26 protein-coding genes and 1 tRNA gene are annotated in these 20942 nt (G+C 72.3%); 9 read left to right on the top strand and 18 right to left on the bottom strand.

All coding sequences use genetic code 11. The features are described 5' to 3' along the window. Positions 1–13: 13 nt before the first annotated feature. Genes KUV85_RS01040 through KUV85_RS01020 form a run of 5 tightly spaced genes read right to left on the bottom strand, consistent with a single transcriptional unit; the run spans position 14 to position 2729 of the window. Positions 14–262, bottom strand: coding sequence for a DUF3618 domain-containing protein (locus KUV85_RS01040; protein WP_219961369.1), 249 nt, complete (start codon positions 260–262; stop codon positions 14–16). Then, a complete protein-coding gene (locus KUV85_RS01035; protein ID WP_219961368.1) occupies positions 259–1047 on the bottom strand; it encodes an energy-coupling factor ABC transporter ATP-binding protein in 789 nt (262 codons plus the stop codon). The genes KUV85_RS01040 and KUV85_RS01035 overlap by 4 nt, the downstream gene beginning before the upstream one ends. Then, positions 1044–1712 carry a cobalt ECF transporter T component CbiQ gene (gene cbiQ, locus KUV85_RS01030; RefSeq protein WP_219961367.1) on the bottom strand — a complete coding sequence of 223 codons (669 nt, stop codon included), beginning with the start codon at positions 1710–1712 and terminating at the stop codon, positions 1044–1046. The genes KUV85_RS01035 and cbiQ overlap by 4 nt, the downstream gene beginning before the upstream one ends. A gap of 1 nt (position 1713) precedes the next feature. Continuing rightward, positions 1714–2028 carry a PDGLE domain-containing protein gene (locus KUV85_RS01025; RefSeq protein WP_219961366.1) on the bottom strand — a complete coding sequence of 105 codons (315 nt, stop codon included), beginning with the start codon at positions 2026–2028 and terminating at the stop codon, positions 1714–1716. Continuing rightward, positions 2025–2729: an energy-coupling factor ABC transporter permease gene (locus tag KUV85_RS01020; RefSeq protein ID WP_219961365.1), complete on the bottom strand. Its 705-nt coding sequence runs from the start codon at positions 2727–2729 to the stop codon at positions 2025–2027. The genes KUV85_RS01025 and KUV85_RS01020 overlap by 4 nt, the downstream gene beginning before the upstream one ends. A gap of 90 nt (positions 2730–2819) precedes the next feature. Between KUV85_RS01020 and bcp the strand changes: the two genes are divergently transcribed. Continuing rightward, positions 2820–3305 carry a thioredoxin-dependent thiol peroxidase gene (gene bcp / locus KUV85_RS01015; RefSeq protein WP_219961364.1) on the top strand — a complete coding sequence of 162 codons (486 nt, stop codon included), beginning with the start codon at positions 2820–2822 and terminating at the stop codon, positions 3303–3305. A 186-nt stretch (positions 3306–3491) separates the two neighbouring features. Continuing rightward, positions 3492–3573: transfer RNA gene (locus KUV85_RS01010), tRNA-Leu, on the top strand. On the opposite strand, the gene rdgB is transcribed toward KUV85_RS01010, so the two are convergent. The 5 genes from rdgB to KUV85_RS00985 all read right to left on the bottom strand — a co-directional run bounded on the left by rdgB (position 3574) and on the right by KUV85_RS00985 (position 7540). Beyond that, entirely contained in the window at positions 3574–4218 is a 645-nt protein-coding gene (rdgB, locus tag KUV85_RS01005) for an RdgB/HAM1 family non-canonical purine NTP pyrophosphatase (protein WP_425299376.1), read from the bottom strand. It lies immediately after the preceding tRNA gene. Next, positions 4211–4921 carry a ribonuclease PH gene (gene rph / locus KUV85_RS01000; protein WP_219961363.1) on the bottom strand — a complete coding sequence of 237 codons (711 nt, stop codon included), beginning with the start codon at positions 4919–4921 and terminating at the stop codon, positions 4211–4213. The genes rdgB and rph overlap by 8 nt, the downstream gene beginning before the upstream one ends. Then, on the bottom strand, positions 4908–5699 hold the full coding sequence (locus tag KUV85_RS00995; RefSeq protein WP_219961362.1) for an SGNH/GDSL hydrolase family protein: 792 nt from the start codon (positions 5697–5699) through the stop codon (positions 4908–4910). The genes rph and KUV85_RS00995 overlap by 14 nt, the downstream gene beginning before the upstream one ends. A 75-nt stretch (positions 5700–5774) precedes the next feature. Next, the gene (locus tag KUV85_RS00990; protein WP_219961361.1) at positions 5775–6629 is read right to left on the bottom strand and encodes a hypothetical protein; all 855 of its coding nucleotides are present in this window, start codon (positions 6627–6629) and stop codon (positions 5775–5777) included. After that, complete coding sequence (locus tag KUV85_RS00985) at positions 6626–7540, bottom strand: ABC transporter ATP-binding protein (RefSeq protein ID WP_219961360.1); 915 nt, start codon at positions 7538–7540, stop codon at positions 6626–6628. Before KUV85_RS00985 ends, KUV85_RS00990 begins: the two co-directional genes overlap by 4 nt. A gap of 165 nt (positions 7541–7705) precedes the next feature. On the opposite strand from KUV85_RS00985, the gene KUV85_RS00980 reads away from it, so the two are divergent. Next, a complete protein-coding gene (locus KUV85_RS00980) occupies positions 7706–8974 on the top strand; it encodes a choice-of-anchor P family protein (protein WP_219961359.1) in 1269 nt (422 codons plus the stop codon). A gap of 51 nt (positions 8975–9025) precedes the next feature. On the opposite strand, the gene KUV85_RS00975 is transcribed toward KUV85_RS00980, so the two are convergent. Continuing rightward, a complete protein-coding gene (locus KUV85_RS00975) occupies positions 9026–9796 on the bottom strand; it encodes an MBL fold metallo-hydrolase (RefSeq protein ID WP_219961358.1) in 771 nt (256 codons plus the stop codon). Positions 9797–9804: 8 nt separating this feature from the next. Further along, on the bottom strand, positions 9805–10623 hold the full coding sequence (gene murI, locus KUV85_RS00970; protein ID WP_219961357.1) for a glutamate racemase: 819 nt from the start codon (positions 10621–10623) through the stop codon (positions 9805–9807). A 79-nt stretch (positions 10624–10702) separates the two neighbouring features. Between murI and KUV85_RS00965 the strand changes: the two genes are divergently transcribed. After that, entirely contained in the window at positions 10703–11722 is a 1020-nt protein-coding gene (locus tag KUV85_RS00965; RefSeq protein ID WP_219961356.1) for an alkaline phosphatase family protein, read from the top strand. A 13-nt stretch (positions 11723–11735) separates the two neighbouring features. On the opposite strand, the gene KUV85_RS00960 is transcribed toward KUV85_RS00965, so the two are convergent. The 5 genes from KUV85_RS00960 to KUV85_RS00940 all read right to left on the bottom strand — a co-directional run bounded on the left by KUV85_RS00960 (position 11736) and on the right by KUV85_RS00940 (position 15890). Beyond that, entirely contained in the window at positions 11736–12686 is a 951-nt protein-coding gene (locus KUV85_RS00960) for a PLP-dependent cysteine synthase family protein (protein WP_219961355.1), read from the bottom strand. After that, positions 12683–12970 (bottom strand): MoaD/ThiS family protein, encoded by a 288-nt coding sequence (locus tag KUV85_RS00955; protein WP_219961354.1) that lies wholly within the window; start codon positions 12968–12970, stop codon positions 12683–12685. Before KUV85_RS00955 ends, KUV85_RS00960 begins: the two co-directional genes overlap by 4 nt. Positions 12971–12973: 3 nt before the next feature. Then, positions 12974–13441, bottom strand: a complete 468-nt coding sequence (locus KUV85_RS00950; RefSeq protein WP_237690175.1) for a Mov34/MPN/PAD-1 family protein — start codon at positions 13439–13441, stop codon at positions 12974–12976. Between the two features lie 83 nt (positions 13442–13524). Then, the gene (locus KUV85_RS00945; RefSeq protein WP_219961353.1) at positions 13525–14205 is read right to left on the bottom strand and encodes a response regulator; all 681 of its coding nucleotides are present in this window, start codon (positions 14203–14205) and stop codon (positions 13525–13527) included. Continuing rightward, complete coding sequence (locus tag KUV85_RS00940) at positions 14202–15890, bottom strand: sensor histidine kinase (RefSeq protein WP_219961352.1); 1689 nt, start codon at positions 15888–15890, stop codon at positions 14202–14204. Before KUV85_RS00940 ends, KUV85_RS00945 begins: the two co-directional genes overlap by 4 nt. A gap of 133 nt (positions 15891–16023) precedes the next feature. On the opposite strand from KUV85_RS00940, the gene KUV85_RS00935 reads away from it, so the two are divergent. From KUV85_RS00935 to KUV85_RS00920, 5 genes are read left to right on the top strand one after another with little or no spacing between them, the layout of a single operon-like run. Then, positions 16024–17025, top strand: a complete 1002-nt coding sequence (locus tag KUV85_RS00935) for a Bug family tripartite tricarboxylate transporter substrate binding protein (protein WP_219961351.1) — start codon at positions 16024–16026, stop codon at positions 17023–17025. 57 nt (positions 17026–17082) lie between these two features. Then, a complete protein-coding gene (locus KUV85_RS17510; protein WP_237690174.1) occupies positions 17083–18105 on the top strand; it encodes a Bug family tripartite tricarboxylate transporter substrate binding protein in 1023 nt (340 codons plus the stop codon). Further along, positions 18102–18617 (top strand): tripartite tricarboxylate transporter TctB family protein, encoded by a 516-nt coding sequence (locus KUV85_RS00930; RefSeq protein WP_237690173.1) that lies wholly within the window; start codon positions 18102–18104, stop codon positions 18615–18617. Before KUV85_RS17510 ends, KUV85_RS00930 begins: the two co-directional genes overlap by 4 nt. After that, positions 18617–20125 carry a tripartite tricarboxylate transporter permease gene (locus tag KUV85_RS00925; RefSeq protein ID WP_219961350.1) on the top strand — a complete coding sequence of 503 codons (1509 nt, stop codon included), beginning with the start codon at positions 18617–18619 and terminating at the stop codon, positions 20123–20125. Before KUV85_RS00930 ends, KUV85_RS00925 begins: the two co-directional genes overlap by 1 nt. Before the next feature lie 39 nt (positions 20126–20164). Beyond that, a complete protein-coding gene (locus KUV85_RS00920) occupies positions 20165–20512 on the top strand; it encodes a universal stress protein (RefSeq protein WP_219961349.1) in 348 nt (115 codons plus the stop codon). A gap of 10 nt (positions 20513–20522) precedes the next feature. On the opposite strand, the gene KUV85_RS00915 is transcribed toward KUV85_RS00920, so the two are convergent. Further along, entirely contained in the window at positions 20523–20939 is a 417-nt protein-coding gene (locus KUV85_RS00915; RefSeq protein WP_219961348.1) for a VOC family protein, read from the bottom strand. Between the last annotated feature and the right edge of the window lie 3 nt (positions 20940–20942).

Below are 20942 nucleotides of genomic sequence, written 5' to 3'. Positions count from 1 at the left end.
GCGCGGGAGGTGCTCAGCGGGCGATCGTGCGGACGAGCACGAACACCGCGACGACGCCGGCGACGCCGCCGACGGTCTTGAGGATGTTGTCGGTGCGCGGCTGCCCCGTCTCGACGTCGACGTAGTGCGCCTTCACCGCCGCGATCTCACGACTGATGATGGTCTTGGGGTGCGAGCGGTGGAGGAGCTGGTCGATCGTGCCCGCCATGCGCTCGCGGGTCTCCTCGATCTCACGCTCGATGTCGGCGGTGTCTTTGCTCACCGCGGCAGGCTATCAACATCGGCCGACGGTGCGCGGTCCGACTGCGGGGCGGTCGTCCGTGGGTCGAACCCGAAGGGCAGCTCGAGCCGGTGTGCGGCCATCAGCGCCTCGTCGGTCAGCACGTCGTACGTCGTCCCGTCGGCCACGACCGCGCCCTCGCTCAGCACGACCGAGCGCGGGCAGAGCTCGTAGGCGTAGGGCAGGTCGTGGGTGACCATCAGCACCGTCACGTCGAGGCGTCGCAGGATCTCGGCCAGCTCGCGCCGCGACGCGGGGTCGAGGTTGGAGGACGGCTCGTCGAGCACCAGGATCTCCGGCTCCATCGCCAGCACCGTCGCGATCGCGACGCGGCGACGCTGCCCGAAGGACAGGTGGTGCGGCGGCCGGTCGGCGAAGTCCGCCATCCCGACCTGTTCCAGTGCCGCCATCACCCGTCCCTCGAGCGCGTCTCCGGCGAGTCCCAGGTTGGCGGGTCCGAACGCCACATCCGCCCGCACCGACCCCATGAACAGCTGGTCATCGGGGTCCTGGAACACGATGCCGACCCGGCGGCGGATCTCGGCGAGGTGCGCCTTCGCCACCGGGAGTCCACTGACGGCCACGCTGCCGCGCTGCGGGGCGTGGATGCCGTTGAGGTGCAGCACCAGCGTGGTCTTGCCCGCTCCGTTGGGGCCGAGCAGCGCGACCCGCTCCCCCGGGTGCACGTGCAGGTCGACCCCGCGGAGCGCGGGCTGGCCGTCGGGGTAGCTGAACGCGAGGTCGCGGACGTCGAGCACGGGGGTCATCCGGGCATCCTCCCCCGATAGCCCCGCGACAGCATCGCGAGGTGGACCCGCTCGCCGCGCTCGTAGCTGCGCACGAAGAGGGCACCGAGCGTCCGGGCCAACGTGGGCCAGTGGCGCGGTGAGCGCGGGTCGGCGCCCCGGGAGCGCATGGCCGTGATCATCCGGCCGAGGTCGGCGGTCACCACGTCGAGGTAGCGGATCATGAAGGCCATGATCTGCACCAGCAGGTCCGGCAGCCGCAGCCGCTGCAGCCCGGTGAGGACGTCGCCCGGCTCGGTGGTGGCGGCGAGGGTCAGCGACGCGAGCACGCCCAGGGTGCCCTTGGCGGCCAGTCCCCAGGCGGCGACCAGTCCGGCCTCGGAGAGTCCGACGCCGAGGACCTCGACCTCGGGACCGCGGGCGATGAAGGGCATCATCGCGGCGAAGACCAGGAACGGGACCTCGATCACCGAGCGCTTGAGCACGTAGGTCACCGGCACGCCGGCGGCCACGATCGCAGCCAGCACGACCAGCAGGTAGGCGCCGTAGGCGGCGTACCACTCGCGCGGCGTGGCGACCACGGTGAGCACGAAGGCCAGCAGCACGACCAGCTTCAGGTGCGCCGGAGCGCGGTGGATCCGACTGTGCCCGTGGTAGTGCAGCCGGTGGCCGTGCCCGGCACCCACGTCAGTCCACCGAGGCCGTGTCGGAGCTCGTACGCCGCCGCAGCAGCCAGGCGAGGCCGCCGGCCACCAGCAGGGTCACCAGCACGCCCAGCACGCCGGCGATGCCGCCGCCCAGCCGCTCGTCCGCCACGCCGGAGGTCTGGTAGTCGGCGAAGACGGTGTCGGCGGTGGCGCTGTCCTCGGCGGTGTCGATGAAGCCGGTCTGCTCGGCGACGTACTCGAGGCCGTCGGGGTGCGCGCTGGCGTAGTAGCTGCCGACGCCGGCGATCAGCAGCGCGACGACCAGGCCAGTGACGAAGAAGGTACGGCGGGTCATGGGGTGACCTCCTCGGCCTCGTCGGCCGTCGGGGCGTGGGTACCGGCGGCGCGTGGGATCCCTCGAGCGCCGCGCACGAGGTCGGGTCGGGAACCGACGACGGCGCTGACCACGAGGCCCGTGACGACGGCCTCACCGATGCCGATGACGGTGTGCCAGCCGAGCATCGCGGTGAGCACGGCGCCGAGGTCCACGTCGACCTGTCCCCCGACGGCGAAGAGCCCGGTGAAGACGGCGGCGGCGACCGGCACCGACACCAGGGCACCGAAGGCGGCCGCCAGCGGCACCGAGGACAGCCTGCGCGGCAGCACGAGCATCGCGAGGCGGAAGGCGGCGTAGCCGACGAAGCAGGCGACCAGGCCGAGCAGGACGACGTTGCTGCCCAGCGCCGTGATGCCGCCGTCGGCCATGAAGAGCGCCTGGACCATGAGCACGACCGAGATGCACAGCGCGCCGGTCCACGGCCCGACGAGGACCGCGGCGAGGGCGCCCCCGAGCAGGTGCCCACTGGTGCCGGCACCGACGGGGAAGTTGATCATCTGGCCCGCGAACACGAAGGCGGCGACGAGGCCGGCCATCGGCGCGGTCCGGTCGTCCAGCTCGTCGCGGGACTTGCGCAGCGCGACGGCGATGCCGGCAGCGGCCACCGCGCCGGTCGCCACCGAGGTGGGGGCGTCGAGGAAGCCGTCGGGGACGTGCATGCCGCTCCGATCGTGGTGGATAGGTTGGGGTGGATCCCCGCCACTTTATTGCAAGACAGTTGCAACAACAACACCGACTCAGGAGTGCCCGTGTCCGAAGCCGCCCGTCTCAGCGTCGGCGACACCGCCCCCGACTTCACCCTCCCCGACGACACCGGTGCCACGGTGCGCCTGGGCGACCTGCTCGGCAAGGACGAGAAGGTGATCGTCTACTTCTACCCCTCCGCGATGACCCCCGGGTGCACCAAGCAGGCCTGCGACTTCACCGACTCCCTGGACTCGCTGCAGGCCGCCGGCTACCGCGTGCTCGGCATCTCCCCGGACAAGCCCGAGCGACTGGCGAAGTTCCGCGACCGCGACGGGTTGACGATCACGCTGCTCTCCGACCCCGACAAGGAGGTCCTCGCGGCGTACGGCGCCTTCGGCGAGAAGAAGATGTACGGCAAGGTCGTGCAGGGCGTCATCCGCTCCACCTTCGTCGTCGACGCCGACGGCACGGTCGAGCTGGCGCAGTACAACGTGCGGGCCACCGGCCATGTCGCCAAGCTGCACCGCGACCTCGGGCTGGGCGCCTGACCCGGCGCCGGAGCGCTCGGTAGCCTGAGGACATGCCCGATCCGCTGCCGAGCAAGAACTCCACGACGGTGCGCGTCATCGCCCTGGTGCTGGTCGCCGGCCTGGTGCTGTCCACCGCGGCAGCACTGTTCTCCGTACTCGGCTGACGGCACTCCCTCCAGGGCGGACCTGAGACACTGGGGCCCGGCCGGAGTGGTGGAACAGGCAGACACGCAGGCTTTAGGTGCCTGTGCCCGAGGGCGTGCGGGTTCGATTCCCGCCTCCGGCACTAGTCGAGCAGAGCGGCCACCTGCGGCGCGATCGCGCGCAGCGCGCGGCCGCGGTGGGAGATCGCGTCCTTGTCGGCGCGGCTGAGCTCGGCGGTGGTGCGGCCCGGCTGCTCGTCGGCCTCGAAGAGCACGTCGTAGCCGAACCCGCCGCTCCCCCGGACCTCCCGGATGATGCGGCCGTCCATCCGGCCCTCGACGACCAGCTCGCGGCCGTCGGCCGTCACCAGCGCGACCGCACACGTGAAGTGCGCGGTGCGCCGGTCGTCGGGGACGTCGTGCAGCTGGTCCAGCAGCAGGCGGTTGTTGCGGTCGTCCTGCCCCGGACCGGACGCGATGGGACGTCCCGACCAGCGGGCCGAGAGCACGCCCGGCATCTGGTTGAGCGCGTCCACGCACAGGCCGCTGTCGTCGGCGATCGAGGCCAGCCCGGTCGCGGCCACGCCCGCGCGCGCCTTGAGCAGGGCGTTGCCGGCGAACGTCGGCTCGTCCTCGACGGGCTCGTCGTACGCCGCCACCTCTGCGAGGCCGACCACGGTCACGCCGCGCAGGTGGTCGGCCAGGATGCGCTGCATCTCGGCGACCTTCCCTGCGTTGCGGGAGGCGAGCAGGACCCGCGGACCCGCGGGCGTGGCGTCCTCAGCCACCCGCGAGGGCTTCCTGCTGCATCCGGGTGAGGTCGGCGCAGCCCTTCTCGGCCAGCGCCAGCAGGCCGTCGAGCTCGGTGCGGTCGAAGGCGGCGCCCTCGGCGGTGCCCTGGATCTCGACGTAGGACCCCTCGCCGGTCATGACGACGTTCATGTCGGTCTCGGCGCGGACGTCCTCGACGTAGGGCAGGTCCAGCCGCGGGGTGCCGTCGATGATCCCCACGCTGATCGCGGCGACGGATCCCGTCAGGGCCTGCGGGACCCCGAGGGTCGCGCACGCGTCGGCGAGCGCCACGTAGGCGCCGGTGATGGCCGCGGTGCGGGTGCCGCCGTCGGCCTGCAGCACGTCGCAGTCGAGCTGGATGGTGTTCTCGCCGAGCTTGGCGTCGTCGATCACCGCGCGCAGCGACCGGCCGACCAGGCGGCTGATCTCGTGGGTCCGGCCGCCGATGCGGCCCTTGACCGACTCCCGCTGCGACCGCTCGTTGGTCGAGGCCGGGAGCATGGCGTACTCGGCGGTGACCCAGCCGAGCCCGGAGCCCTTGCGCCACCGCGGCACGCCCTCCGAGGCCGAGGCCGCGCACAGCACGCGGGTCCTGCCGAACTCCACCAGCACCGAGCCCGCCGGGTGGTCCAGCCAGTTGCGGGTGATGGTCACCGGTCGGAGTTCGTCGTCTGCCCTGCCGTCCTCACGAGTGCTCATGGGCGCCCAACCTACCCACGGGCAGCGCGTTGCGGATCATCCAGGGGCCGAGGTCGCGCGCCCGTCGCCCCACCCACGGTGCTCCCTCGGTGACCATCCACGCCACGTCGCGCCGCCAGCTCGGCGGATAGCCGCCGCCCGGCAGCGCCGAGGGCATCGGGAAGTCGTAGCCGGCGGCGTGCAGCTCGGTGGCGAAGGCGCGGGCGAGCGCCCGGTGGCCGAGCTCGGAGGGGTGGAAGCGGTCGACCGACCAGCACTCGCGGCGTCCCAGCTCGGGGCGGTGCGCCAGGTCCAGCCGGACGCCGCCGTAGCGCCGCCACACCTCGTCGTAGGCGGCGTTCACCACCGAGATCCGGTGCCACAGCGGCCGTCGCAGGACACCCGGCAGCCCGAGCACCGCCCCGTGGTCGTGGAAGCGTGCGGTCATCAGCGTCGCACCGACGCCGTGCAGGCACGAGGCGATGGTCAGCAGGTCGTCGCGCACGTGCGCGGGGTCCCACGACCCGCGCATCGTGTCGTTGACGCCCACCACCAGCGAGGCGAGGTCCGGCCGGTGCGCGAGCGCGTCCTCGAGCTGCTGCTCGCGCACGATCGACGTCGTCGCGCCGGAGATGGCCAGGTTGCACCAGGAGACGTCGTACGACGCCGCGAGCGCCTCGGTGAGGTGGCGGGCCCAGCCGCGCCACTGTCCACCGGGGACCGGGTCACCGATCCCGACGGTGGTGCTGTCGCCGAGCGTCGCCAGACGGAGGTACCGGGTGCCGTGGAGCCGGGTCACGGCACTCACCGTGGCCGAGGCGGGTACGCCCGGTCAGTCCTCAGGTGTCGTGTCGGACAACGCTCGGTGACGGCTTCACTTCACCTCGGCACGACGGATCCGCAGCGCACCGAGCAGCAGCGGCAGACCGATCCACAGCACGGCGGTCCAGACGAACTGGAGGTACTCCAACGCGCCCGCGTCCACCGGCTGCCCGGCGAAGTCGCGCCCGTTGATGACCGGGGCCGAGGCCACGGTGAGGTCGACCCAGGGCAGCACGTCGCGCGCCCAGTCGAACAGCGCGAAGAGCGGACCCCAGACCACCAGCGGCACCAGCAGTGCGACGACGTAGTAGACCGAGATCGCTGCCGGGGTGTTGAGCAGCAGCATCGCGACCGCGAAGGCCATCCAGAAGTAGAGCAGCTGGAGCACGATCGTCCAGCCCAGGGTGCCGGCCTCGACGTCCCACTGCACGTCGGTGCCCGCGATCACCGCACCCAGCACGTTGGTCAGCGCACCGAACAGCACCGCCACCGCGATCGTGGCGAGCGCCAGTCCCGACACCGCCACCCACTTGGAGGCGACGACGCGCATCCGGTGCGGCTCGAGGGTGAAGCTGGTCAACGCCGTGCGCTGGCTCCACTCGCTGGTCACGGTGAGGATCGCGAAGACCGGCATCAGCAGCGAGACCGGGAAGGTGAACACACTGGTGAGGTCGCCCGCGGTGATCACCGCCCCGTCGTTGAGCGCGACGATCAGCAGCACCAGGCCGGCGACGAGCGCGAGCAGGCCACCGGTGATGATCATCAGCCAGAGGCCACCGCGGGTGTCGAACATCTTGCGCCACTCGACGCGCACCAGGCGCCCGAACGGCGTCGCCGGGGTGCCGGCGACGTCCAGGGTCGTGCGTGCCGGGGCGGCAGGGGGCGGCGGGGGGATCGAGGCGCTCATCGCGGCGTACCTTCCGTCAGCGGGTCGCGTTGGGTGGCGGAGGTGAGCTCGAGGAAGAGGTCCTCGAGCCCGGCTCCCCCGCTGCGCAGGTCGGTGAGGACCACCCCGGCCGACAGAGCGGCCCGCCCCACCGCCTCGGCGGTCGCGTGGACACGGAGGCCGGCGCCCGCCGACTCCACCCGGTGGCCGCCGTCGGCGAGTGCCGTGGCCAGGGCGGCGTTGTCCAGCGAGGTCACCAGCGTCTGGACGCCGTCGGAGCCCTCGAGCAGGGTCGCGCGGTCCCCCTGCGCGACGATCCGGCCGTGGCCGATCAGGATCATCTCGTCGGCGATCTGCTCCACCTCGTGGAGCAGGTGGCTGGAGAGCAGCACCGTGCCGCCGCGGTCGGCGTAGGACTTCAACAGGTCCCGCATCCAGCGGATGCCGGCCGGGTCCAGCCCGTTGGCCGGCTCGTCCAGGATCAGCACCGACGGGTCACCGAGGAGCGCGTGGGCGATGCCGAGGCGCTGGCGCATGCCGAGTGAGTAGTTCTTGATCCGCCGGCGGGACTCCTCCGGGGACAGGCCCACCAGCGCGAGCATCTCGTCCACGCGCGTGCGGGGCAGGCCCATCGTCTGGGCACCGATCGTGAGCACCTCACGGCCGGTGCGGCCCGCGTGCTGCGCGCTGGCGTCGAGCAGCACGCCGACGTGGCGCCCCGGGTTGGGGATCTGGTGGTAGTCCAGGCCGCCGATGGTGACCGATCCCCGGGTGGCCGGCGTGAGGCCGACCATGACCCGCATCGTCGTGGTCTTGCCGGCACCGTTGGGGCCGAGGAACCCGGTGACGGTGCCCGGGCGGCAGGCGAAGCTGACGTCGTCCACGGCCGTGAAGCGCCCGTAGCTCTTGGTCAGGTGGTCGACGGTGATCATGGGGCCACTGTGCCCGATCCGCGATCGACGGCGTACGGCGTCACGCCGCGTGCCCCCGACAATTCATCAGCGATGTGCTTCCGAAGCCGTGACCACGAGCGTAGCGTCATCGTTGCTCCTTCAACTGCTCCGCCACATCTGACAACTTCATCCATGGGGACTTTGATGACCACCACGCTCTCGCGCCTGTTCACCGGCGCCATCGCTGCCGCGCTCGTGCTCGGCCTCGGCCTCGTCGCGCCGGCCAGTGCCGCCACGACCTGGAGCTTCACCGCCACGGCCGGTGCGACCCAGATCAAGGCGCTCGGCACCACCATCTCCTCCGACCTGACCGCCACCTCCTCGGTGACCGCCACCAGCGCCGCCACCGACACCAACAGCACGGCGGCGATCAAGGTGGCCCAACTGGTGTCCACCGGCGTGGTCGAGACCCGCTCGGAGCGCTTCGCCACGCCGCAGGGCGTGGCCACCAGGACCACCTCACGCATCGCCGGGGTCCGCCTGCTGGGCGGCGCGATCCGCGCCGACGCGCTCGAGACCGTCGTGACGACGTACGCCAACGACGACGGCACCTCCCGAGCGACCGGCGGCTCGAAGCTGGTCAACCTCCGCATCGCTGGCCGCAAGTTCCCCGTCACGGTGCGCAAGAACCGGTTCGTGTCGATCCCCGGCGTCGCCGCGATCGCGCTGAACTACTTCAGCTCCGCGGAGAAGGACGGCAGCCGCGGGACCTTCGCCTCGGCCCTGAGCATCTCCCTGCTCGAGCGGCGCGGTGAGGCACCCCGGGGTGCGCGCATCAACGTCAACCCCGCGATGTCGGTGCTGACGCCCGCACCCGACCCCGACGAGGGCGCCGTCTACGGCAACGCCTACGGGTCCCAGATCAAGGCCGACGCCGGCAACGGGACCGTCAGGGTCGAGTCCGGGCCGACCGCGCTGCTGCGCACCCCCAGCGGCGGCAGCGACGGCGAGACCCTGAAGAACTCCACCGCATCCGTGGACGCCGCCGGCGTCCTCAAGGTCGCCGCCGTGGAGTCCACCTCCACCTCCTCCAAGAGCGACAACGGCGACATGGAGGTCACCACCACCAGCCAGATCGCCGGGGTCAACCTCCTCGGCGGCCTGGTGAAGGCCGACGCGATCACCGCGACCGCCCACGGCGAGCGGATCGGCGGCACCTACCGCGGCGACATGGACCTGACCTTCGTCGACCTCGAGGTCGCCGGCCAGCCCATCGACGTCGACGTCGCCCCCAACACCACGATCAACGTCGCCAACCTGGGCAAGGTCGTGATCAACGAGCAGGCCACCGCCGGCCCGATCAACCGGATCCGCGCGGTCCACATCGTGCTCGACACCGAGCGTGCCGGCCTCCCGGTGGGCGCCACGATCGAGCTCGCCGTCGCCAGCACCGCCCTCACCTGGGGCAGCTGACCCGGGCTCCGCACCGTCCGCTGGGGGCGCGCGACCTGCGGGTCGGCGCCCTCAGAGGCGGTAGACCGCGCCGGCCGCCGCCAGCTCCAGCGGCCCGTCGTACGCCGCGCGCGCCTCGTCGACCACGACCTGCGGGTCGTGCCACGGCGGCACGTGCGTCAGCAGCAACCGCTTCGCCCCCGCCTTGGTGGCGTAGTCACCGCACTCCTTGCCGGTCAGGTGGAGGCTGGGCGGGTTGTCGGCGCCCTCCTCGAAGGACGCCTCGGCGAGGAAGAGGTCGGCGTCGACGGCGACGTCGACCAGCGAGTCGACCGGACCGGTGTCGCCGGAGTAGGCCAGCACCTTGTCCCCCACGCTGATGCGCATCGCATAGGCCTCGACCGGGTGGTCCACGGCGACCGCGCGCACGTGGAACGGACCGATCTCGACGGCCGCCGGGAAGGAGAAGAACTCGAACTCCTCCCGCATGCCCGGGTTCATCGGCAGGTCGTAGGCCCGGGAGAGGCGGCCCGGGGTGTCGCTCGGGCCCCACACCGGGATCTGCGGCTGCGTCCCCGTGGGGTGGAACTTGCGCAGCACGTAGTAGGAGGTCATGTCGATGCAGTGGTCGGCGTGGAGGTGGCTGAGCAGCACGGCGTCGACCTGCAACGGGTCGATGTAGCGCTGCAGCGCCCCCAGCGCGCCGTTGCCGAGGTCGACCACGAGATTCCAGGTGCGCCCCTCCGCCTCGGCCTGCACCAGGTAGCAACTGGCCGGGGAGTCCGGACCGGGGTAGGACCCGGAGCACCCCACGACCGTCATCCGGAAGTCCGTGCCCACCACCCGGCCGATCATGCCATTCCCCCGACGAACTGGCCCGCAGCGGCGAGTTCGGCACCGAGGAACCGCTGGCCGATGTCGGCGAAGTCACCGGGCGAGCCCGTGGTGAGGAAGGAGTACGTCGCCTCACCCCCGGGCCGCATCAGGCCGGTGTCGGTCAGCATCTTGAACACCTGCTTGCCGCACTCCTCGGCACTGCTCACCAGCGTGACCTCCTGGCCCATGACGTAGGAGATGACCCCGGTCAGCAGCGGGTAGTGGGTGCAGCCCAGCACCAGGGTGTCGACCCCGGCGGCGGCCAGCGGGTCCAGGTACTCGTGCGCGACGGCGTACAGCTCCTCACCGGAGGTGATGCCGGCCTCGACGAACTCCACGAACCGCGGGCACGCCTGCGTGGTCAGCTCGATGTGGGGCGCCGCCGCGAACGCGTCGTCGTAGGCCATCGACTCCGCGGTCGACCGGGTGCAGATCACGCCGATGCGGCCGTTGCGGGTCGCCGCGACCGCCCGACGCGTGGCGGGGTAGATCACCTCGACCACCGGCACGTCGTAGCGCTCGCGCGCGTCGCGCAGCATGGCGCCGCTCGCGGAGTTGCACGCGATGACCAGGGCCTTGACGCCCTGCTCGACCAGGTGGTCCAGGCACTCCAGTGCGTACTCCCGCACCTCGGCGATCCGCTTGGGGCCGTAGGGCTGGCGCGCCGTGTCACCGAGGTAGGTGATCGACTCGTGCGGGAGCTGGTCGATCACCGAGCGCGCGACGGTCAGGCCGCCGAACCCGGAGTCGAAGATGCCGATGGGGGCATCGACGTCGCGTTGCGTGGGAAACACCGGCCCAGCGTACGGGGAACCACGGGCCGGAGGACGGAATCGTCAGCGACATCACGTGGTGGCTGCCTATCCTGCTGCCATGGCTGCCCCGCACCGCCGCGCGGCCCTGCTCCTGCTGGTCCTCGCATTGGTGGGCCTCCGGCCGGTGGCCGCGGCGCCCGCCTCCTCGACCCCGGCACCCGCCACCACCAACGGCCGGCTGGTCCTGGTCATCTCGGTGGACGGGCTCACCCCGAAGGTGATCGGCAAGCTCGGCCCCTCACGCCTCCCCCACCTGCACCGGCTGCTGCGCCAGGGCGCCAGCACCCGCAACGCCCGCGCCCAACCCGAGCTCACCGACACCCTGCCCAACCACACGAGCATGGTGACCGGACGACGCATCGACGCGGCGTACGGCGGCCACGGCGTGACGTGGAACCACGACGCGCGCGGGCGGACGGTCCGCGACGGTGCCGGCGGGCCGGTGGCCTCGGTCTTCACCGAGGTCGACGCGGCCGGTGGCAGCACGGCCGTGTTCGCCACGAAGTCCAAGTTCTCCCTCTTCCGCCGCACCTGGCCGGGCGCGGTGCACACCTCGGTGGTCCGCGAGGGCAAGGACGCCGGGGTCACCTTCCGGTTGCGGCGCCACCTGCGCCGCGAGCGTCCGGCCTTCTCGCTGCTGCACCTGGGCGGGCCGGACCGTGCCGGCCACGACCACCGCTGGATGGGGCCGCAGTACCGACGGGCCGTGCAGCGTGCGGACCGGCTGGTCGGCACGGTGCTGGCCACGCGTGACGCCTCTCGGGCCCTGCGACAGCGGCTCAGGATCGTGCTGACCAGCGACCACGGCGGCGTGCCCTGGCGCCGCAGCCACGCCGACCCCCGGCGGCTCGCCAACCACCGCGTGCCCTTCGTGGTCCACGGCCGCGGCGTCGCGCGCGGCGAGAACCTCTACCGCCTCTCGCGCGGCTACCGGCGGCCCGGCCGGGCGTGGCGGCCGGCCACCGGGGTGCAGCCGATCCGCAACGGCGACGTGGCGAACCTCGCCCTGTCGCTGCTGGGGCTCGGCCCGGTGCCGGGGAGCCAGTGGGGCACCGAGCAGCGGCTCGCCTGGCGGTGACGCGAGGACCGCGTCAGGCCCAGAGCTGGCCCTCGAGCTTCTCCTCCGCCTCGTCGATCGTGCCCTCGTAGGCGCCGGTCGAGAGGTACTTCCAGCCGGCGTCGCAGACGACGAAGGCGATGTCGGCGCTCGTGCCGGCCTTGACCGCCTTGGCGGCCTGCCCCAGCGCGGCGTGCAGGATCGCGCCCGTCGAGACGCCGGCGAAGATGCCCTCCAGCTCCAACAGCTCGCGGACGCGGCGTACGGCGTCGCGCGGACCCACCGAGAACCGGCCGTCGATCATCGAGGCGTCGTAGAGCTCGGGGACGAAACCCTCGTCGAGGTTGCGCAGGCCGTAGACCAACTCGCCGTAGCGGGGCTCGGCCGCGACGATCTTGACGTCGGGCTTGTGGACGCGGAAGTAGCGGCTCACACCCATCAACGTGCCGGTCGTGCCCAGCCCCGCGACGAAGTGGGTGACCGAGGGCAGGTCCGCGTGGATCTCCGGCGCGGTCCCCTCCTCGTGCGCGACGGAGTTGGCGTCGTTGCCGTACTGGTAGAGCATCACCCAGTCGGGGTGCTCGGCCGACATCTGCTTGGCCACGCGCACCGCCTCGTTGGAGCCGCCGGCGGCGGGGCTGGAGAAGATCTCCGCACCCCACATGCGCAGCAGCAGGCGTCGCTCCTGGGAGGTGTTCTCGGGCATGACGAACACCGCCCGGTAGCCTTTGAGCTTGGCCGCCATGGCCAACGAGATGCCGGTGTTGCCGGAGGTCGGCTCGAGGATCGTGCAGCCGGGCCGCAGCGTGCCGTCGGCCTCGGCCTGCTCGATCATCTTCAACGCCGGCCGGTCCTTGATCGAACCGGTCGGGTTGCGGTCCTCCAGCTTGGCCCACAGCCGCACCTCGGGTGACGGCGAGAGCCTCGGCAGGCCCACGAGCGGCGTGTTGCCGACCGAGGCCAGGAGGTGGTCGTAGCGGGTCACTGACCGCCCGCGACTGCGGGGAGCACGACGACCTGGTCGCCGTCGGAGAGCTCGGCGTCGAGCCCACCGATGAAGCGCACGTCCTCGTCGTTGACGTAGATGTTGACGAAGCGCCGCAGCTCGACCTTGTCCTCCTTGGGCTCGACGAGCCGCTCCTTGATGCCCGGGTGGTTCGCCTCCAGGTCATCGATCAGGGCGCTCAGGCTGGCACCGCTCGCCTCGACGGACTTCTCGCCGTCGGTGTAGGTGCGCAGGATGGTCGGGATCCGGACCTCAATGGCCATGGCTTAGGACTCGCTCCTCGTCGGGTTGCTCGGGAGTTCGGGGACGACCTCGACCGCTTCCTCGGTCACGACGCCGTCAACGATGCTGTAGGAGTGGAACTCCACAGGCTCGTCGTTATTCCCACCGTCGGCATCAAAGCAGTTCCGCGTGCTCACCAACACGTAGTGGGCGCCCGGCTCGCTGGCCAGGTTGATGTCGGTCACACTCGGGTAGGCCTCGGTGGCGGTGTGGGAGTGGTAGACGACGATCGGCTCCTCGTCGTTGTCCCACATCTGCTTGTAGAGGTCGAGCAGCTCGGTGGAGTCGAACTCGTAGAACGTCGGACTCCCCGCGGCGTTGACCATCTCGACCAGGCGCTCGGGCCGGTCGCTGCCCTCGGGGCCGGCGACGATGCCGCAGGCCTCCACGGGGTGGTCACGCTTGGCGTGGGCGACGATCGCGTCGTACGTCGCCTGGTCGATCCTCAACACGCCCCACAGGTTAGGTGCCGCCGGCGTTGCACCCGGAATCCTCCCGGTGCGCGGACGCCACGGACGGGGTCGCGGCAACGCTGCTACGGGAGGCGGTAGCGCCGCTCCGGTCGCCCGGACGTGCCGTAGCGCAGGCGCACCTCGACCGCACCGGTGTCGGCGAAGTGCTCCAGGTAGCGGCGAGCAGTCACCCGGCTGAGGCCGACCGCCTCGCCCGCCTCGGAGGCCGAGGTCTCCTCGTGGCGTCGCACCGCGTCGAGCACCAGGGCCGCCGTCTCGGGGCTGAGGCCCTTGGGCAGCCGCGGGCGCGGCCGTGCGCGGCTCGGCCCGCCGAAGACGGTGTCGATGGTCGCCTGGTCGACCGGCGTGGCGTCCCCCGCCTCGTCGGAGAGCTGCGCCACGGCGGCGGCGACCCGGCGCAGGCGGTCGGCGAGGTCGTCGTACTCGAACGGCTTGACGAGGTACTGCATGGCGCCGCCGTGCAGGGCGGCGCGGACGGCGTCGGCCCCGCGCTCGGCGGTGACCATGACCACCGCGACCTGGCGGCCCTCGCCGCGGATCCGCTCGAGCACCTCCAACCCGGACACGTCGGGCAGGTGGACGTCGAGCAGGATCAGGTCGGGGTCGACGGTCGCGACCTGGGCCAGCGCCTCGGCCCCGCTGTGCGCCACGCCCGCCACCGCGAACCCCGGGGTCTGCTCGACGAACCTGGCGTGGATGCGCGCGACCATGAAGTCGTCGTCGACGACGAGTACGCCGATCACGCCGGCACCTCCTCGCTGCTCCGGTCGTCGCCGGGCACCTCGCCCAGCGGCACGTGGACGTGGAACTCCGCGCCGCCCCCGCGGTTCTCCCCCACCGTGACGCGACCGCCCCGCTGGGTGCAGATGAGGCGGACCAGCGGCAGGCCGATGCCGCGCCCGCCCGGCACGTCGGGCTTGGTCGAGTGGCCGCGCACGAAGATCGCCTCCCGCTGGTCGACCGGGACGCCGGGACCGTTGTCCCGCACCCGGACGTGGACCGTGTCGCCGTCGCGGCGGAGCCACACCTCCACCAGGGCGGCCTCCCGGCCCGCGCACGCGTCCACGGCGTTGTCGACCAGGTTGCCCACCACCGTGGTGAGGTCGCCGCTGAGGTCCGGGGCCAGCGGCGGCAGCCACGACCCCGGGTCGAGCTCGAGCGCGACGCCGGCCTCCTCGGCGACCGCGTGCTTGGCCACCATCAGTGCGGCGACGGCGGAGTCGTGCAGCCGGTCGGCGACGGCGGCGGTGACCTCCGCGCGCCGGGTGGTGAGGGATCCCACCAGGGCCGCCACCTCGTCGTACTCCCCCAGCTGGACCAGCCCGGAGATGGTGTGGAGCCGGTTGTCGAACTCGTGCGCCTGCGCCCGCAGCGTGTCGGTGATGGTGAGGTTGGAGCTGAGCTGGCTCTGCAGCGACACCAGCTGGGTGCGGTCGCGCAGCGTCGTCACACCACCGATGCCGCGGCCGTGGGTGACCGCCTCCCGGCGGTTGAACACCACCACCTGGGTGCCGACCAACGCGACGGCGTCGCGGACGTCTCCGACCTCCGGGGCGCCGGTGAGCAGGGCGACGACGTGCGGGTCGAGGCCGAGCTCGTCGACGTGTCGCCCCACCGGGGGCGGGGCGTCCGGCGCGTCCAGGCCGAGCGTGCGGCGGGCGGCGTCGTTCATCATCGTCACCCGCTGGTCGGTGCCGACGGCCACGACGCCCTCCCGGATCGCGTGCAGCAGGGCCTCGCGGTGGTCGGCCAGCCGCTCGATGTCGGTCGCCCCCAGGCCGCGCGTACGCCGCTTCACCAGTCGCGAGACGCCGTAGCTGCCCGCGACCCCCAGCAGCGCACCGATGCCGAGGAAGAGTCCCAGGTCTGGGGTGGCGCTGGTCAGTCGCTCCCACACCGTCGGGTAGGTCTCCTCGGCGACCACGATGCCGAGCAGGGCGCCGTCGTCGTCGAAGACCGGGGCGTGGGCCGCGACGGCGCGGCCGTCGGCGCCCGGCACCGCGCCGGTCCAGCCCCGCCCGGAGAGGGCGTCGCTCTCGCCCAGCTCGGCGTCGGTGCCGTTGCGGCTCGGGTCGGCCGCCACGACCACGGTGCCGGCCGTGCCCACGACGAGCACGTCACTGGCCCCGGACAGGCTGACGCCGCGCTCGACCGCCGGCGCGAGGGTGCGCGGCAGGGCGGCACGGACCACCTCATCACCCGCGGCCGCGATGAGCTGGGCGCGCACGACCTCGAGGTTGGCGACGTACTCCGCGGTGGAACGCATCTGGGCGCCGCGCTGGGTCTCGAAGCTGTCGGTGGACTGGCGCACGCTCAGCACGGCGACGATGCCCAGCAGCACCGCGACGACGACCAGCTGCCACACCAGGAACTGGCCGGCGAGGGTGAACTCGCGGCGTCGGGGAGGGGCAGCGTGCGGCGCGACCACAACGACCACAACCTCCCTTGCCTTCGCAAGCGTGACGAGCGCCACGTCCGGGGGCCATGCTCGCATGACCGGAACGCGACCCGAGCGCGCCGGGGACCGATCCGCAGGACCGAGGAACCGAAGGAGGACGTCGATGCGCAGCACCACCGACGCGGGCCGTCACTCCCTCGCTGCCGCGGTCGTCCCGCTGCTCGCCGGCCTCGCGCTCCTGCTCCCCCTCAGCGGTTGCAGTGCACCTGCCCCGGCCGATCCGCCGCTGCGGATGTTCATCCCCAACAGCCCCGGCGGCGGCTACGACCTGACCGGGCGTGCCGCGGCGAAGGCACTGGAGGACAACGACCTGGCCGGGCCGGTCGAGATCGCCCACGTCCGCGGCGGCAGCGGCACGGTCGCGCTGCAGCGGATGCGCAACGAGCGCGGCGCCGAGGACCTCGTGCTGACGATGGGACTGGGAGTCGTGGGCGCTGCCGCGGCCAGCGACAGCGAGACCACCGCGACCGACCTCACCCCCATCGCTCGCCTGGTCCGCGAGGCGGAGGGGATCGTCGTACCGGCCGACTCCCCCTGGCAGGACGTGCAGGACCTCGCCCGCGCGTGGCGTCGTGACCCGGCGGCGATCACCGTCGGCGGCGGGTCCGGCATCGGCGGACCGGACCACCTGTTCGGGATGCGACTGGCCGACGAGCTCGGCGTCGACCCCACCCGGGTGCGCTACCGCTCCTACGACGGCGGCGGCCCCCTCACCACGTCGCTGCTGCAGGCCGACGTGGACGTCGGGTTCAGCGGCGTCGGTGAGCTGCGCGGGCAGGTGGCCAACGGGAGCCTGCGGGTGCTCGCGGTCTCCGGCGAGGACCGGTCCAGCGCGGTCGCCGCACCGACGCTGACCGAGTCCGGCGTCGACCTGGTCTTCAGCAACTGGCGCGGCGTGATGGCTCCTCCCGGCATCTCCGAGGAACGTCGCGCCGAGCTGGTCGAGCACTTCGACCGGATGCGCGGCACCGACCAGTGGCAACAGGCACTGGACCGCAACGGATGGCGCGACGGCTTCCTCACCGGCGAGGACTTCGCCGACTTCCTGGCCGACCAGGAGGACCGCGTCACCACCACGCTGCGCCGCCTCGGCCTGCGTCCCTGACGCGCGCAGCACCCCGTCCCCCAGCACTCGTCCCATGTCCCCGACAGGAGGAACCCCATGACCAGCCCGCACCCGTCCGCCACCGGCGCGACGACCCGACGGACCCGCACCCGGGTCGCCCTCGTGGTCTACGCCGTGGTGGCCACGGTGATCGTCACCGCCGCGGTGGCGTCCTCGATCCAGCGTGCCGGCGTCTCCCCCGGCCTGCGCACGAAGGCGACGCTGATCGCCCCGGCGGCCGCCGGTGGTGGTTGGGACACCTTCATGCGCGAGTCGCAGAACGCCATGCGCGAGAACGACGTCGCCACCAACGTGCAGGTCCTCAACGTGCCGGGGGCCGCCGGCACGATCGGCCTGACCAGCCTGGAGCGTCGCGAGGGCGAGGCCGGCACGGCGATGGTGGGCGGCACCGGCCTCGTCGCCGGCGTGGAGCAGCTCGACTCCGCGGTGACGCTGTCCGACGTGACACCGATCGCCCGCGTGGTGGAGGAGTACGACGTCATCGTCGTCCCGGGCGACTCGCCCTACGAGACGCTGGACGACCTGGTCCGCGCCTGGCGCAAGGACCCCGGCAAGGTGCCCTTCACCGGCGGCGGCAGCTTCGACCAGCTGGTGATGGCCGAGCTCGCCCTCTCCGCCGGCATCGACCCCGCGGACGTGTCCTACATCCCCGCCTCGGGTGGTGGTGAGGTCGCGCAGTCACTGGTGACCGAGACCGCGGCCGCCGCGGCCTCGGGCTTCCCGGACGTCGACGACCAGATCGAGTCCGGTCGTCTCCGCGCGCTGGGCCTCGTGGCGGAGGAGCCCCTGGACGGGGTCGACATCCCGACGCTGCCCTCGCTGGGCTACGACGTGACGCTGACGAACTGGCGGGCGGTCTTCGGGCCACCCGACATCTCCGCGGACGAGGCCGAGGAGATGCGCGAGGTCTACGAGGAGATCGTCGCGACCGAGGAGTGGGAGAGCGCGGTCTCCCGCAACCAGTGGACCGACGTGTGGTTGGACGGTGAGGACTTCCGCGAGTTCCTCGCCGAGGAGGAGGCCCGCGTGGCCGAGCTGTACGAGGAGCTGGACCTGTGACGACGACATCGACTCCCACCGACACCACGCCCCCGGCCCCGTCCGCGACCCGTGGGCACGGCGCACTGCTGGTGCCGGCGATCCTCGGCGTGGTCAGCACGCTGGTGGTGATCGGCGTGCTGCGCATGGAGGTCCCGGCCGAGGCGACGTTCCCCGGTCCGCGCTTCTTCCCGACGCTGCTCGCGGTCGCCGGCTACCTGCTCACCGCGCTGTTGACGGTGCACTACCTGCGCCACCCCGACCGTGCGACGGCCGGGGAGCACCGCACGCACAGCGACTGGGGCGCGTTCGCCTGGGTCGCCGGCGGGTTCCTGGTCTTCGCCGTGCTGCTGGACCTGCTCGGCTGGATCCTCGGCGCTGCGCTGCTCTTCTGGTGCGTGGCCCGCGGCTTCGGCAGCACTCGTCCCGGCTTCGACACCACCGTCGCACTGGTGGTGTCGAGCGGGATCTACCTCGTCTTCGGCACCGGCCTCGGACTGCCGCTGCCCTCCGGACTCCTGGGAGGCCTGTGATGGAACAGCTCGACCTGCTGATGGAGGGCTTCTCCGGAGCCCTCACCCCGATGAACCTGCTCTGGGTGGTCCTGGGCTGCCTGATCGGCACCGCCGTCGGCGTCCTCCCCGGGCTCGGGTCGTCCATGGCCGTCGCGCTGCTGCTGCCGATGACCTTCGCGCTGGACCCGACGGCCGCGTTCATCCTCTTCGCCGGCGTCTACTTCGGTGGCCTGTTCGGCGACTCCACGATGGGCATCTTGATGAACACGCCCGGCCAGGGGTCGGCGATCGCGTCCACCTTCGAGGGACACGCGATGGCCAAGGACGGCCGGGCACCGCAGGCACTGGCGGTGGCCGCGATCGGCGCCTTCATCGGCGGCATCGTCGCCTCCGTCCTGGTGGTCTTCCTCGCCCCCTCCCTGGCGGAGTGGTCGACGAGCTTCGGTCCGGCGGAGTACTTCGCGCTGTCGCTGCTCGCCTTCGGCGCGATCTCCTCGGTGGTCGCGGACTCCGCGGTGAAGGGCCTGAGCGCCCTCGTGCTGGGACTGGTCCTCGCCACCGTCGGCCTCGACGCCTTCACCGGGGCGGAGCGGTTCACCTTCGGCTCCCCCAACCTCTTCGACGGGGTGTCGCTCGTGGTCGTCGCGGTCGCACTGCTGGCGATGGGCGAGGTCCTCAAGGTCGCGAGCCGCTTCGCCCGCGACCCCAAGCCCGCCCAGCTGGGCACCAGGGGCGACCGTGCCCACCTGTCGCGGGCCGAGGTGAAGGAGGCCGCGCCGGCCTGGGCACGCGGCACGGCCATCGGTCTGCCCTTCGGCGTGATCCCGGTCGGTGGCGCGGAGGTCCCGACCTTCCTGGCCTACGACGTCGAGCGCCGGCTGGACCGGCGCTCGGGTCGGCCGAAGTTCGGCACGGGTGCGCTGCGCGGGCTCGCGGCGCCGGAGTCCGCGGGCAACGCGACGACCGGCATGGCCATGGCCGCACTGCTGGCGCTGGGACTGCCGGTGTCGGCGACCGCGGCGATCATGCTCGCCGCGTTCCAGCAGTACGGCCTGCAGCCCGGCCCGCTGCTCTTCGACAACTCCGCCGACCTCGTGTGGGCGCTGCTCGCCAGCTTCTTCCTCGCGATGGTGGTGCTGCTGGTCATCAACCTGCCCTTCGCGCACCTGTGGTCACGGTTGCTGCTGATCCCGGCGCCGTACCTCTACGGCGGGATCGTGGTCTTCTGCGGGCTCGGCATCTACGCGACCTCGCAGTCGACCTTCGACCTGTTGCTGTTCCTCGCGATCGGCTGCCTGGGCTTCGTGATGCGGCGCTACGGCGTACCCGTCGCGCCGATGCTGATCGGCATGGTGCTCGGACCGTTGGCCGAGTCGAGCATGCGTGAGGCGCTGCTGAGTTCGGACGGGGACTACTCCGTCTTCGTCTCCGGCCCCATTCCGCTGGTGCTCTACGGCCTGCTCGCCCTGGTGGTCGGGCTCAAGGCCCGGCAGGGCGTGCGCAGCCGTGCGATGGCCGATGTCTGATCCGACGCCTTCGTCCCCGACCCGACCCAGGAGGACCCCATGACCGTGCTGGTCGCACATCTGGACACGCCCGAGAGTGCCGCTGCGCTGCGCGCCGGTGCTGACGAGGCCCGTCGCCGCTCGGAGGACCTGGTCGTCTTCGACCTGGCCCGCCACCGGGCACCGACCGTGGAGGAGGACGCCGGCATCGCGGTGCGGGTCGAGCAGTCCGACCCCCGGCAGCGCGACGCGGGGGGTGGGCTGCTCGACGCCGCCGCTCGTCACGGCGCCTCGGTGATCGTGATCGGGATCAAGCATCGCAGCCCCACCGGCAAGCTGCTCTTCGGCTCGTTGGCCCAGCAGATCCTGCTGGACGCGACGGTGCCGGTCCTGGCCGTGAAGCCCTGACGCGGGGTGGTCAGGCGTCGAGCTCCTCGAACAGCGTCAACTGCACGTCCGCGGGCGCGTCGAGGCGTGCGTTCCTCGACCGCCACGGCGTCACGGTCGGCTCGGCCACCAGGGTCGCGCCGCCGGTGACCGCGGTCCGGGTCGTGGCGTCGGTGTCGGCCACCTCGAGCGCGACGCGGAAGTGCGGCGCCACCCGCCGGCCGACCTCGACGTCGTCGATCATCTCGACCTGCGCGGTGTTGGCGAGCTCGAGCGTCGCCCGGCCGGCGTCGAGGATCACCACCTCGGCGCCGCCCTCACCGGAGTAGGACTCCTCCTCCGGCATGCCGAGGGTGTCGCGGTAGAACCGCACCGCCGCCTCGAAGTCCGCGGCATGCACCACCAGGCGCAACTGCCGCACCGTCCCCTGCCCCGCGTCGTCTGCCATGCA

Source organism: Nocardioides panacisoli (genome assembly GCF_019448235.1).
GTDB lineage: Bacteria > Actinomycetota > Actinomycetes > Propionibacteriales > Nocardioidaceae > Nocardioides > Nocardioides panacisoli_A.
The sequence above is the reverse complement of the archived record's forward strand: the minus strand, read 5'-3'. Positions and strand labels throughout refer to the sequence as shown.

Coding starts and splice junctions, on each gene's coding strand:
- KUV85_RS00920 (WP_219961349.1), top strand. CDS start 20,165: ATGACCGTGCTGGTCGCACATCTGGACACGCCCGAGAGTGCCGCTGCG.
- KUV85_RS00935 (WP_219961351.1), top strand. CDS start 16,024: ATGCGCAGCACCACCGACGCGGGCCGTCACTCCCTCGCTGCCGCGGTC.
- KUV85_RS01025 (WP_219961366.1), bottom strand. CDS start 2,028: ATGACCCGCCGTACCTTCTTCGTCACTGGCCTGGTCGTCGCGCTGCTG.
- KUV85_RS00955 (WP_219961354.1), bottom strand. CDS start 12,970: ATGGCCATTGAGGTCCGGATCCCGACCATCCTGCGCACCTACACCGAC.
- KUV85_RS01020 (WP_219961365.1), bottom strand. CDS start 2,729: ATGCACGTCCCCGACGGCTTCCTCGACGCCCCCACCTCGGTGGCGACC.
- KUV85_RS00980 (WP_219961359.1), top strand. CDS start 7,706: ATGACCACCACGCTCTCGCGCCTGTTCACCGGCGCCATCGCTGCCGCG.
- rph (WP_219961363.1), bottom strand. CDS start 4,921: ATGAGCACTCGTGAGGACGGCAGGGCAGACGACGAACTCCGACCGGTG.
- KUV85_RS00965 (WP_219961356.1), top strand. CDS start 10,703: ATGGCTGCCCCGCACCGCCGCGCGGCCCTGCTCCTGCTGGTCCTCGCA.
- KUV85_RS01035 (WP_219961368.1), bottom strand. CDS start 1,047: ATGACCCCCGTGCTCGACGTCCGCGACCTCGCGTTCAGCTACCCCGAC.
- KUV85_RS00915 (WP_219961348.1), bottom strand. CDS start 20,939: ATGGCAGACGACGCGGGGCAGGGGACGGTGCGGCAGTTGCGCCTGGTG.
- KUV85_RS17510 (WP_237690174.1), top strand. CDS start 17,083: ATGACCAGCCCGCACCCGTCCGCCACCGGCGCGACGACCCGACGGACC.
- KUV85_RS00990 (WP_219961361.1), bottom strand. CDS start 6,629: ATGAGCGCCTCGATCCCCCCGCCGCCCCCTGCCGCCCCGGCACGCACG.
- KUV85_RS00925 (WP_219961350.1), top strand. CDS start 18,617: ATGGAACAGCTCGACCTGCTGATGGAGGGCTTCTCCGGAGCCCTCACC.
- KUV85_RS00985 (WP_219961360.1), bottom strand. CDS start 7,540: ATGATCACCGTCGACCACCTGACCAAGAGCTACGGGCGCTTCACGGCC.